Raw genomic sequence first — 12,113 nt, 5'->3', positions numbered from 1 at the left:
TCAGCGGGCCGGCGGCGGCTCCACTTGGCGGACACGCTGCCGCCAATCCTCCAGCACCGCTTGCAGGGTCTCGGCAAAGGGCACGCGCGGTTGCCAATGCAGCACACGGCGCGCCGCGTCGCTGTTGCCCAGCGTGCTGATCACGTCCGTCGGGCGCAGCAGCGTTTGTTCCTCCTGCACCGTGACCTGCACGGAACTGAGGGCCACCAGCTGCGACAGCACGTCGCCCACCCGGACCATGTGCCCGGAGGCGATGTTGAAGGCCGCGCCGGAAGCGGGCGAGGCGGGATCGCGCAACGCGTCGATCGCGGCCACATAGGCGCCGCAGACATCGCCCACATCGAGGAAGTCGCGCCAGCGGTCCAGCGCCCCCACCTTGATCACCGGCTCCTGCTGCCCGGCCTCGATCAGGGCGATCTGGCGCGCGAAGGCCGAGACCACGAAGCCGGGCGACTGCCCGCGCCCAGTGTGGGTGAAGGGGCGCAGGCGCACGGCGCGCAGCCCGCGCAGCGTCATCTCGCCGATCGCCAGATCCGCCGCCGCCTTGCTGGCGGCGTAGGGGTTGGCCGGGCGCAGCGGCGCATCCTCGGTCAAGGCGGTGCCGGACTGGAAGGACAGGCCGTAAACCTCGGCCGAGGAGGCCTGGATGAAGCCGGCCTGCGGCACGGCCTGGCGCACCGCGTCGGCCAGAGCCAGGGTGCCCAGAAGGTTGATCTTCCAGGTTCCCAGAGAATCCGCGAAGCCGAGCTGCACATTGGCCTGCGCCGCGAGGTGCACCACCGTGTCCGGACGCGCTTCCCGCAGCACCGCCGCCAGCTCGTCGGTGCGGAGCAGATCCAGGGCGAAGCCCTCGTCACAGCCGTTCGCGGCACCGCTGCGGGAGGCCGCCAGAAGCATCGCCTCCGGAAACGCCGCCCGCAGGCGCGGGATCAGGTGGCCGCCGACAAAGCCGCCGGCGCCTGTGACAAGGATCCTCACGGTCCGGGCGACCGGCTCACTGCATCCGCGAGCGGTGGCGGAAGAGGTCGGCCTCGACCATCTCCTCGATCATCGCCTCGAGCGAGATCTCCGGCTCCCAGCCCAGCTTCTGCTTGGCCTTGGCTGGATCGCCGAGCAGCACATCCACCTCGGCCGGCCGCATGAAGGCGGGGTCGATGCGGATGAAGTCCTCGTAGTTCAGGCCGACATGGGCGAAGGCGATGCGGGCCATGTCGCGCACGGTGGTGGTGCGGCCGGTGGCGACGACGTAGTCATCGGCCTCCTTCTGCTGCAGCATCAGCCACATGGCGCGGACATAGTCCTTTGCGTGGCCCCAGTCGCGCTTGGCGTCCAGATTGCCCATCATCAGCTCCTTGGCGAGGCCGAGCTTGATGCGGGCCGCACCGTCGGTGACTTTGCGGGTCACGAACTCGATGCCGCGCAGCGGGCTTTCATGGTTGAACAGGATGCCCGAGGAGGCGTGCAGCTTGAAGCTTTCACGGTAGTTCACCGTCAGCCAATGGCCGTACAGTTTGGCCACCGCGTAGGGGCTGCGGGGATAGAACGGCGTGGTCTCGCTTTGCACGGATTCCTGGATCAGGCCGTACATCTCGCTGCTGCTGGCCTGGTAGAAGCGCGCCTCGGGCGCCGCCAGCCGCACCGCTTCCAGCATGTGGCCGACGCCCATGCCGGTCACCTGACCGGTCAGCAGCGGCTGGTTCCAGGACGCCTTGACGAAAGACTGGGCAGCGAGGTTGTAGACCTCATCCGGCTTCACGTCCTGGACGATGCGGATCAGCGAGGACAGGTCCAGCAGGTCGCCGTCGATCAACTTCACGCGATCTATGATGCCCAGCCAGCGCAGCCGCTCGCCCACAACATCGGCCGATGCGGAACGGCGGAGCAGCCCGAAGACCTCGTAACCCTTATCGAGCAGCAGTTGCGACAGGTAAGCACCATCTTGTCCTGTCACGCCAGTGATGAGCGCGCGCGCCATTCCGAACCCTTATTTGCCACGGTGTTGCGATGTGAAACCTGGAAAAACCCAGTCTGCCCTGAAAAGCTCAGGAACGCCCTGGCGGGAGGAGCCGGACGTTTCGTGGCGATCCGTGCCGGCCGCCTGCAGCACCATGCGCAGTGCCCCGGAAGTCCGGCGCCCCATTTCGGTCCCGCCGCGCCGCTCCGAGCATGAGCCGCTGTTCAAAGGGTCCAGCCGGACGATGGGCCTCTCCTGGATCCATGCTGCAGACGCGCCCTCATAGCCGCTTGCCGGAAGGTGGTCCAGCACGCAGCCCGACGGTCATTGCTGCGCGGCGAGGCGCAGCAGGTACTGACCGTAGAAGGTCTTGCTAAACATCTCGCCGCGCCGCCGAAGTTGCTCCACGTCGATGAAGCCGTTGTAGAAGGCGATCTCCTCCAGGCAGGCGATCGGCAGGCCCTGGCGCTGCTGGATGGTGCGCACGAACTCCGCCGCGTCGAGCAGCGAGTCATGCGTGCCGGTGTCGAGCCAGGCATGGCCGCGCCCCAGCTTCTCAACCTTCAGATGGCCGAGTTCGAGGTAGCGCAGGTTGACATCGGTGATCTCCAGCTCACCACGGGCTGAGGGTGTCACCCCGGCGGCGATGTCGATGACCCGGTTGTCGTAGAAATACAGCCCGGTCACCGCCCAGTTCGAGCGCGGCTGCTTCGGCTTCTCCGCGATCGAGAGCACCTGCTCGCCTTCGCCGAACTCGACCACGCCGTAATGCTCCGGCTGCTCGACATAGTAGGCGAAGATGGTGGCGCCGCTGACCCGGCTGGCGGCGGCGCGCAGCGTGTCGGAGAAATAGGCGCCGTAGAAGATGTTGTCGCCGAGGACCAGCGCCACCGAATCATCGCCGATGAAGTCGCGGCCGATGGCGAAGGCCTGCGCCAGCCCTTCCGGACGAGGCTGCACCGCGTAGGCGAAGGACACGCCATACTGGCTGCCATCGCCCAGCAGGCGCTGGTACATGTCGAGGAATTCGGGCGAGCAGATCACCAGGATCTCGCGGATGCCGGCCAGCATCAGCACCGAGATCGGGTAATAGATCATCGGCTTATCGTAGATCGGCAGCAGCTGCTTGTTCACCGCCAGGGTGGCGGGGTGCAGCCGCGTGCCGGTGCCGCCCGCGAGAACGATGCCCTTCATGGCGTTCAGCCCTTCAGCCCGAGGCGTTGTCCGGCATAGGTCCGCTCCTGGATCGGCCGCCACCAGGCTTCGTTGCCGAGATACCAGGCCACCGTCTTCTCCAGCCCGCTCTCGAAGCTTTCGCGCGGCGCCCAACCCAGCTGCCGCCGGATCTTGCCGGCATCGATGGCGTAGCGCAGGTCGTGGCCGGGCCGGTCCTGCACGAAGCGGATCTGCCCGGCATGCGGCAGGCCGTCGGGGCGCGGCCGCATCCGGTCGAGAATGGCGCAGATGCCGCGCACCACGTCGATGTTGCGGCGCTCGGCATCGCCGCCGATGTTGTAGGTCTCGCCCGGCGCGCCGCGCTCGAACACCGCTTCCAGGGCGCGCGCATGGTCCTCGACGAACAGCCAGTCGCGGATGTTCTCGCCCCGGCCATAGACCGGCAGCTCCTCGCCGGCCAGGGCGCGCAGCGTCACCAGGGGGATCAGCTTCTCGGGGAAGTGGAACGGGCCGTAATTGTTGGAACAGTTGGTGATCAGCGTCGGCAGCCCGTAGGTGTGGTGCCAGGCGCTGACCAGGTGGTCCGACGCCGCCTTGCTGGCGGAATAGGGCGAGCGCGGGTCATAGGGCGTCTGCTCGGTGAACCGCCCTTCCGCCCCGAGCGAGCCGTATACCTCGTCGGTGGAAACATGGTGAAAGCGGAAGCGTTCGCGGCGCGGCGGCGGCAGCCCGCGCCAATGGGCCAGCGCCGCCTGCAACAGGGCGAAGGTGCCGACCACGTTGGTTTCCACGAAGGCGGCGGGCCCGTCGATCGAGCGGTCCACATGGCTTTCCGCGGCGAGATGCACCACCACATCCGGATCGAAGCGGGCGAAGAGCTGCGCCAGCAGCCCGGCATCGCCGATGTCGCCCTGCACGAATTCGTGGCACGGATCATCCGTCGCGGCGGCCAGCGAGCTCAGCGTGCCTGCATAGGTGAGCTTGTCCAGATTGAGCACGCGGTGGCGCCGCCCCGCCACCAGATGGCGGACCAGCGCGGAACCGATGAAGCCGGCACCTCCGGTGACGAGGACCTTGGACAAGGAGGACAACACGCCGGGATTCCGCCTGCAAAGCTTGATCCAACCAAGATTGCCTTGAACTTGGGCGAAATTATGGGGCGGAACAGGTGCTCCGGGGTCTGCCGGGCGCCGCGCCTGCCGGGGAAATCGCCGCGGCGCGCGCCGCCGCCCTGTGAGCCGGGGCCGGGGCGCCACATATGGCAGGCTTCCCTGGCCCCTTGAGCTTCCGGCACGCCGCTGTCCCTGGTGAACTCGACCTCCGCTGCATCGCCGCCCTTGTTCGGCAGGCTGGTTCGCGCCCTGCTGCTGCTGGGCATCTGGGGCGGCCTCGCCCTCGGCTTGGTGCTGCTGTGGTTTGCCTGGGACCTGCCGCGCCCGGAGCAGGTGCTGGCCGCCACCCGACGCCCGTCGGTGATGCTGGAGGCGCGGGATGGCCGCCTGCTGGCCGCCAGCGGTGATCTGTACGGTGAGGCGGCGCGGCTGGCCGAGCTGCCCGCCTTCGTGCCGGCGGCGCTGATGGCGGTGGAGGACCGCCGCTTCCGGTCGCATGCCGGGCTGGACCCGGTGGGGCTGGCGCGCGCGGCGGTGGCCAATCTGCGGGCCGGGCGGGTGGTGCAGGGCGGCTCCACCCTGACGCAGCAATTGGCCAAGAACCTGTTCCTGACACCGGAGCGTTCGCTCCGCCGCAAGGTGCAGGAAGCCATGCTGGCGCTCTGGCTGGAGCGCCGCTTCACCAAGGACCAGCTGCTGGAGATCTATCTGAACCGCGTTTATCTCGGCAGCGGGGCCTATGGCGTGGATGCGGCGGCGCGGCTGTATTTCGGCGTGTCGGCGCGCCGCGTGACGCTGTGGCAGGCGGCGATCCTGGCCGGGCTGCCGAAGGCGCCCTCCCGCCTCAACCCGCGCAACAACCCCGATGCCGCCATCCGGCGCGGCGCCGAGGTGCTGGCGGCGATGCGGGAAGAGAACCTGATCACGGTGCGCCAGGAAACGCTGGAAGCCGAGCGCATGGTGCTGCCGCTGCGGCCGTCCGGCGATGCCGGCTGGTTCTCCGACTGGGTGCAGGCCGATCTGGCCGAGGATTACCCCGGCGCGGGCGACCTGGTGCTGCGCACCACGCTGGACTTGCGGCTGCAGGCCGTGGTGGAGCGCCGGCTGGAAACATTGCTGGACGGAGCCGGCCGCGCCGCCGGGGTCGGGCAGGGTGCCGTGGTGGTGCTGGACGCGCGGGACGGCGCGGTGCGGGCCATGGCTGGCGGCCGGTCCTATCGCGGCAGCCCCTTCAACCGCGCCACGGCGGCGCGCCGCCAGCCCGGCTCGGCCTTCAAGCCGTTTGTCTGGCTGGCGGCGATGGAGCGCGGGCTGGGGCCGGAGAACAGCGTGTCCGATGCGCCGCTCAGCCTCGGCGGCTGGTCGCCCGGCAATGGTTCCTGGCGGTCCCGCGGCATGATCACGCTGAAAGACGCACTGGCGCACAGCGTCAACACCGCGGCGGTGCGGCTGCTGCTGCAGGGTGGCGGCGCCCGCGAGGTGGCGGCGGTGGCGCGGCGTCTCGGCGTGGCGGGACGCCTGCCCGAACATCCGTCGCTGGCCCTCGGCACCGCGGAAGTGACCCTGCTCGACCTGACCGCCGCCTATGCCGCCTTTGCCAATGGCGGTTTCCGGGTCACGCCCTACGGCGTGCAGCGGGCCGAGGCCGCAGAGCGGCTGCTGGCGGTGCCCCGCACCGCGCCGCAGCCGGCGCTGCGGCCCGCCCTGGCGGCGGCGATGCGCCGCATGCTGGGTGCCGTGGTGCGGGAGGGTACGGGCCGCGCCGCCGCCCTGCCGGGCCGCGCGGTGGCCGGCAAGACCGGCACCACCCAGGATTTCCGTGATGCCTGGTTCGTCGGCATCGCGGGCAGCCGCATGGGCCCCCTGGTCATCGGCGTCTGGCTGGGCAATGACGATGGCAGTCCCATGAACGAGGTCAGCGGCGGCAGCCTGCCGGCGCGCCTGTTCCACGACGTGCTGCAGGAGACACCGCCTTGACCGACGCGCCGGACCGGATGGCGGGCCTCGCCCGCCCGATGCAGCATGCGCTGAACAACTTCTTCATGGTGCTGCAGGTGAACCTGGAGAGCGTCGCCAACACCCTGCCGCCGGAGGACAAGTCGGCCCTCCGCATGGCACGGGCCCAGCAGGGCATGAAGGAGATGGAGGCGCTGCTGCGCAGCTATTTCCGTCTGGGCCGGCCGCAGGAACAGGCGGAAACCGATTCCGGGCGCTTCCTGGAAGCGGTGCGCCCGGTGCTGGCGCTGGCTGTGAAGAAGCCGCTGAAGATGGAGATCCGCGCCACCGCCCCGGTGCGTCCGGGCCGCCCGGAGGTGGATCTCGCCCTGCTGGATCTGGTGATGCCGGCCGGCGACCTGCCGCATGGCGTGCCGCTGCTGCTGCTCGACGGCCGCAACATCACGGTGAACTGGCCCACCGACGATGCCACGGAGGCCGCGCTGCGGGCGGCCGGCCTCGCGGTGCATCGCGGCGCAGCGGAAACGCGGGTCGAGCTGCCCTGAACAACCGGCCCGGACGCTGCCGGCTCAGACGCGGCCGCGCATGTACCGCCGCTCGGGCCTGTAGCCGTCGCGACGCGTCCAGCGCGACAGGATTCGCATGATGCGGCCCAGGCGCAGGCCGAGAGCATGAAGCGGATGGAGGTGGATACGCGATGGCATCGGGCGGGTCTCGGGCCGGAATGAGATGACCGGATTGTTCAGCAGCAAGTTTAACGCGGCGTTAACATTGAGCCGCAAGACACGGGTTGCGGCGATCACGCTCTTGTTTTGCGGCGCAGCAGGCATCGCGACGCTCCAGGCCGAACCGCCCCTTCGCCCGGGGCTGGGCAGCCACGACCCGCGCCGGGTGATGGAGCCCGGCATGGCGCCATGGCGGGCGCTCGGCCGCGTGCAAACGGAACTCGGCGCGCGCTGCACCGGGGCGCTGATCGGGCCCCGTACCGTGCTCACCGCTGCGCATTGCTTGGTGGCGCCAAACAGCGGCCGACTGGTGCAGCCCGGATCGGTGCACATGCTGCTCGGCTATGAGCGGGGCCGCTGGCGGGCCGCGGCGCGCGCGGTGCGGCTGCAGGTCGCGCCCGGCTTTGATCCCGCCCGCCGCGGGCCGGCCGCTGCCGATTGGGCGCTGCTGCACCTCGCGGTGCCGTTGGCCACCGCGCCCGGCGAATGGCTCGAGGTGATGCGCGCGCTGCCGGCACGCGGCACCCGCCTGATGCTCGGCGGTTATCAGCAGGACCGGGCCGAGGTGCTGCTGGCCGATCCGGATTGCGCCCTGGCCGGGGTGGTGCGGGGCGCCGGCGGCGTCGCCCTGCTGCGCCATGACTGCGCCGGCACCCGCGGCGCCAGCGGCGCGCCGCTTCTCGCGGAGCGGGCGCCGGGCCAGTGGGCCATCCTGGGCATCAACGTGGCCGCTTTTGCCGGGGAGTCGGCCGGGCTGGCGGTGCCGGGCGCCCTGCTGCCCTGAGCCCGGCGCCGCCGGAGCGCTCAGCCTTGCGGCTGGCCGGTGGTCTTGTGGGCGGGCTGCGGCAGGTGCAGCGCCTGGTCGAGGTTGGCCAGCATGCGCTGGACCCGGGGCAGGCGGTCCTGCGACGGGTCGGCCGGAACCTGTCCCAGCGCGCCCGCGATGTGTTCACGCCGCGCGGCGCGGACCTGCTGACGCAGCACGCGAAGATTGTCGTCCGGTGTCATCTGCTTCTCCTCCGTTCCGGCCTCTTGCGGACCGGTGCCACGAAGCTGGGTCAATGACCGACCGGGGGCAAGTCCCGAAAGCGGGAGGCAGGCGCGCGCCTGCCTCAATCGTGTCAGGCGGCGCGCACCTCGGTGACGAAGCCGCGCACCTCGCCGGTCAGGTTCTCCGACTGGCGGGACAGCTCGGCGGCGGCGGAGAGAACCTGGGCGGCGGCGGCACCGGTGTCGTTGGCGCCGCGGCTGACCGCCGAGATGCTCTGCGTCACCGCGCCGGTGGCGCGGGCCGTCTGCTGCACCGTGCGGGCGATCTCGCCGGTCGCGGCGCTCTGCTCCTCCACCGCCGCAGCGATGGTGACGGTGATGGCGCTGACCTCGTCGATCGTGCCGGCGATGGTCTGGATGGCATGCACCGCCTCGTTCGTCGCCGCCTGGATCTGCGCGATCTGAGCGCCGATCTCCTCCGTCGCCCTGCTGGTCTGCTGCGCCAGGTTCTTCACCTCGGAGGCGACCACGGCGAAGCCCTTGCCCGCCTCGCCGGCGCGGGCCGCCTCGATGGTGGCGTTCAGCGCGAGGAGGTTGGTCTGGCCGGCGATGGTGGTGATCAGCCCCACCACCTCGCCGATCTTGCTGGCGCCGGTGGCCAGGGCCCGCACCGTGGCGTCGGTCTGGCGCGCGCTGCCCACCGCGCGCTCGGCCACTGCGGAGGCTTGGCTGACCTGGCGGCTGATCTCGCCAATGGCGGAGCTCAGCTCCTCGGCGGCGGCGGCCACGGTCTGCACGCCGCTGCTGGCATCCGCGGCGGCATGGCTGACCTCGCCGGCCTCGCTGTTGGTCTGCTGCGCAGTGGCGGACATGGCGCGCGCCGTGGCTTCCAACTCGGTGGAGGCGGAGGACAGCACCCCCACCGTCTCGCCCACGCGCTGCTCGAAGCCGCGCACCAGCGCATCCACCGTGGCGGCGCGCTTCTCGCGACCGGCGCGGGCGGCTTCCTGTTCCGCCTGCAGCCGGTCGGCGGTGATCATGTTCTCCTTGAACACCTGCAGGGCGGCGGCCATGCCGCCGATCTCGTCGCCGCGACCGCGGCCCGGGATCTCGGTCGCCAGGTCACGCTCCGCCAGGCGCCGCATCGCCGCCGTCATGGCGATCACCGGGCCGGCCACGCCGCGAACCACGGCCACGCCCAGCAGGATGCAGAGCAGCGCGGTAACCGCCAGGGCGATTTCCACCCATAGCCGGGTCGACGCGCCGAGCTCGCGCCCGAGCCGGCCCGCGGCCTCGCCGCCGGCGCTCTGCAGATCGCGCACCGCCTTGATGGAATCGCGGACACCGCCGAGCGCCGCGCTGCCGGCGCCGAACAACAGTTCGCTGCCCTGGGCCTGCTGGCCGGCGCGGGAGGCTGCCAGCATCTGCTGTGACACGGCGCGGTAGCGCTGCCATTCCTGTTCCATCCGGGCGGCAAGGCGGCCTTCCTCACCGGTGGACACCAGTGGGCGGTACTGGCGCAGCGCCTCCTCCACCAGGGTGGTGCTTTCCACCACCAGCCGGGCGGATGCCTCGGCCTTTTCGCCGCTGCGTAACAGCATCTGCGACTCGCGGGCGCGCAGCTTCTCGAATTCCAGGGCAACATTGCCCAGCACCTGGCTGCTGGGCAGCCAGTTGGTGGCAAGATCCTCGGCGGCGGCGTTTACCAGGGCGAGGCGCTGCAAGGCGAAGCCACCCATGCCGGCGGTGCCGAGCAGAACAATGGCGAAGGCGGCGACCACCTTGGCGCGAATGGTCAGGTTGTTCAGGAACAAACTCATGGCGCGGTCGATTCCAAAGAAGCGGTGCCCGCAGGGAAGCATTCTCGCGGTTAACAACGCTTGAGTAGGGCGACGCCTTCGCGCCGGAAGCTGTGAAGATTTGTTGTGAAATCTCTCTTACACGCGGGATGGCAGCGGAGTAGAAGCGCCGATCTGCGCAAGCTTGCACAGGAATTCACAAGGACCGTCGCCATGGTGCCAAGGAACGAATATCACGTATGTGTGATCGGACTGGGATCCATGGGCATGGGCGCGGCCCGTTCCTGCATCGCCGCGGGGCTGAGCACCTACGGCAGTGACCTGAACCCCGCCGTCCGCGACAGCCTCGCCAGGGCGGGCGCCGTGGCGGTCGGCCCCGATGCCGCGGCCTTCGCCGCGCAGCTCGACGCCGTGCTGCTGCTGGTGGTCAATGCCGCGCAATGCCGGGCCGTCCTGTTCGGCGAGAACGGGCTGGCCGCGAAGCTGCGCCCGGGCACCGGCGTCATGGTGTCCGCCACCATCTCGGCCGCCGATGCTCAGGCGATCGGCGCCGGCCTGGCCGAGCACGGGCTGCTGATGCTGGATGCCCCGGTTTCGGGCGGCGCCGCCAAGGCGGCCGCCGGCGAGATGACGGTGATGGCCTCCGGCTCCCGAGCCGCCTTCGACCGGCTCCGCCCGGTGCTCGATGCGGTGGCCGGCAAGGTGTACGAGATCGGCGAGGAGATCGGCCTCGGCGCCACGGTGAAGATCATCCACCAGCTACTGGCTGGCGTGCACATCGCGGCGGGCGCCGAGGCGATGGCGCTGGCCGCCCGTGCCGGCATCCCGCTCGATACCATGTATGACGTGGTGACTCATGCCGCCGGCAACAGCTGGATGTTTGAGAACCGCATGAAGCATGTGGTCGACGGCGACTACACCCCGAAATCGGCCGTGGACATCTTCGTCAAGGATCTGCGGCTGGTCACCGAAACGGCGTTGACGCTGGGCTTCCCGCTGCCGCTGGCCAGCACCGCCTACACCATGTTCGCCAACGCTTCCAACGCCGGCTACGGCAAGGAGGATGACGCGGCGGTGATCAAGACCTTTGCCGGCATCACGCTGCCGGGTCAGAAGCAGGAGAAGTGACCATGCGCCTCGGCGTCATCGGCGACGATTTCACCGGCTCCACCGACATCGCCGGTTTCCTGGTGGCCAACGGGCTGCGCACCGTGCAGCTCAACGACGTGCCGGACGAGGCGCTGCAGGTGGATGCGGATGCCGTGGTCATCAGCCTGAAGACGCGGTCCTGCCCGCCGCAACAGGCCATCGACGAAAGCCTTGCCGCGCTGCGCTGGCTGCAGGCGCGTGGCTGCCCGCAATTCTTCTTCAAATACTGCTCCACCTTCGACAGCACGCCGAAGGGCAATATCGGCCCCGTGACCGATGCGCTGCTCGGGGCGCTTGGCGAGGATTTCACGGTGATCTGCCCGGTGCTGCCGGTGAATGGCCGCACTATCTATAACGGGTACCTGTTCGTAAACGGCGTGCCGCTGCACGAATCCGGCATGCGCCACCACCCGGTGACGCCGATGACCGACAGCAACATCATGCGCGTCATGGAGGCGCAGTCCCGCGGTCGCGCCGGCAACGTCCCCAGCACCGTGATGGACCAGGGCCCGCAGGCGGTGCGCGAGGCGTTCGCCGCGCTGAAGAGCAAGGGCGTGCGTTACGCCGTGCTGGATGCGCTAAACGACGCGCATCTCGTCACCATGGGCGAGGCAGTGTCCGACATGAAGCTGGTCACCGGCGGCTCCGGCCTCGCCGATGGCATGGCGCGCGCCTGGACCGACCTGCGCGGCGATGCGGCGAAGGCGGCCGAGGCCGGCCGGCCGGTGCAGGGCCGCGCGGTGGTGCTGTCCGGCTCCTGCTCGCAGATGACCAATGCGCAGGTGGCGGCCTACCGGGAGGCGGCGCCGTCCCTCGCGGTCGATGTGGCACGCTGCCTGCAGGATGACGTCTATGCCGGCGAACTCGCCGTCTGGGTCGAGGCGCAGCCGCGCGACGGGCTGGCGCCGATGGTCTACGCCACCCTGCCGCCGGAGGCACTGCGGGAGGTGCAGCAGCGCTTCGGTGCCGCCGAAGCCAGCGAGGCGGTTGAGCGCACCTTCGGTGCGCTGGCGAGGCGGCTGGCCGAGGCCGGCTTCGAGCAGTTCATCATCGCCGGCGGCGAAACCTCCGGCATCGTGACGCAGTCCCTCGGCATCAAGGGGTTCGCCATCGGGCCGCAGATCGCGCCGGGCGTGCCGTGGGTGCGGGCCGTGGGCCGGAACCTGTCGCTCGCGCTGAAATCGGGCAATTTCGGCCAGGAGCGCTTCTTCTTCGACGCGCAATCCGCCGCCGCATAACGGGAGGACCACCA

12 protein-coding genes are annotated in these 12,113 nt (G+C 70.0%); 5 read left to right on the top strand and 7 right to left on the bottom strand.

What is annotated here, in order from left to right; all coding sequences use genetic code 11:
- From D2K64_RS04235 to rfbB, 4 genes are all read right to left on the bottom strand, one after another.
- Positions 1-978 (bottom strand): GDP-mannose 4,6-dehydratase, encoded by a 978-nt coding sequence (locus tag D2K64_RS04235; protein WP_120006979.1) that lies wholly within the window; start codon positions 976-978, stop codon positions 1-3.
- 16 nt (positions 979-994) lie between these two features.
- Positions 995-1,975, bottom strand: coding sequence for a GDP-mannose 4,6-dehydratase (gene gmd / locus D2K64_RS04230; RefSeq protein ID WP_120006978.1), 981 nt, complete (start codon positions 1,973-1,975; stop codon positions 995-997).
- Between the two features lie 303 nt (positions 1,976-2,278).
- Complete coding sequence (rfbA, locus tag D2K64_RS04225; RefSeq protein WP_120006977.1) at positions 2,279-3,148, bottom strand: glucose-1-phosphate thymidylyltransferase RfbA; 870 nt, start codon at positions 3,146-3,148, stop codon at positions 2,279-2,281.
- Positions 3,149-3,153: 5 nt separating this feature from the next.
- Positions 3,154-4,224, bottom strand: a complete 1,071-nt coding sequence (gene rfbB, locus D2K64_RS04220) for a dTDP-glucose 4,6-dehydratase (protein ID WP_370764328.1) — start codon at positions 4,222-4,224, stop codon at positions 3,154-3,156.
- Between the two features lie 213 nt (positions 4,225-4,437).
- On the opposite strand from rfbB, the gene D2K64_RS04215 reads away from it, so the two are divergent.
- A complete protein-coding gene (locus D2K64_RS04215; RefSeq protein ID WP_202910468.1) occupies positions 4,438-6,219 on the top strand; it encodes a transglycosylase domain-containing protein in 1,782 nt (593 codons plus the stop codon).
- Positions 6,216-6,743, top strand: coding sequence for a hypothetical protein (locus D2K64_RS04210; RefSeq protein WP_120006975.1), 528 nt, complete (start codon positions 6,216-6,218; stop codon positions 6,741-6,743). Before D2K64_RS04215 ends, D2K64_RS04210 begins: the two co-directional genes overlap by 4 nt.
- Before the next feature lie 24 nt (positions 6,744-6,767).
- On the opposite strand, the gene D2K64_RS24225 is transcribed toward D2K64_RS04210, so the two are convergent.
- Complete coding sequence (locus D2K64_RS24225; protein WP_157985717.1) at positions 6,768-7,028, bottom strand: hypothetical protein; 261 nt, start codon at positions 7,026-7,028, stop codon at positions 6,768-6,770.
- 76 nt (positions 7,029-7,104) lie between these two features.
- Here D2K64_RS24225 and D2K64_RS04205 point away from each other — a divergent pair, with 76 nt between their 5' ends.
- Entirely contained in the window at positions 7,105-7,707 is a 603-nt protein-coding gene (locus tag D2K64_RS04205) for a trypsin-like serine peptidase (RefSeq protein WP_157985716.1), read from the top strand.
- 20 nt (positions 7,708-7,727) lie between these two features.
- Here D2K64_RS04205 and D2K64_RS04200 read toward each other — a convergent pair whose 3' ends face one another.
- Positions 7,728-7,931 (bottom strand): hypothetical protein, encoded by a 204-nt coding sequence (locus D2K64_RS04200; protein ID WP_120006973.1) that lies wholly within the window; start codon positions 7,929-7,931, stop codon positions 7,728-7,730.
- 113 nt (positions 7,932-8,044) lie between these two features.
- Positions 8,045-9,733 (bottom strand): methyl-accepting chemotaxis protein, encoded by a 1,689-nt coding sequence (locus D2K64_RS04195; RefSeq protein ID WP_162306148.1) that lies wholly within the window; start codon positions 9,731-9,733, stop codon positions 8,045-8,047.
- A 192-nt stretch (positions 9,734-9,925) separates the two neighbouring features.
- On the opposite strand from D2K64_RS04195, the gene ltnD reads away from it, so the two are divergent.
- Both ltnD and otnK read left to right on the top strand, forming a co-directional pair.
- On the top strand, positions 9,926-10,840 hold the full coding sequence (ltnD, locus tag D2K64_RS04190) for an L-threonate dehydrogenase (RefSeq protein ID WP_120006971.1): 915 nt from the start codon (positions 9,926-9,928) through the stop codon (positions 10,838-10,840).
- Positions 10,841-10,842: 2 nt separating this feature from the next.
- Positions 10,843-12,099, top strand: a complete 1,257-nt coding sequence (gene otnK, locus D2K64_RS04185; RefSeq protein WP_120006970.1) for a 3-oxo-tetronate kinase — start codon at positions 10,843-10,845, stop codon at positions 12,097-12,099.
- Positions 12,100-12,113 lie beyond the last annotated feature (14 nt).

This window comes from Teichococcus vastitatis (assembly GCF_003604215.1).
Lineage (GTDB): Bacteria > Pseudomonadota > Alphaproteobacteria > Acetobacterales > Acetobacteraceae > Pseudoroseomonas > Pseudoroseomonas vastitatis.
The sequence above is the reverse complement of the archived record's forward strand: the minus strand, read 5'-3'. Positions and strand labels throughout refer to the sequence as shown.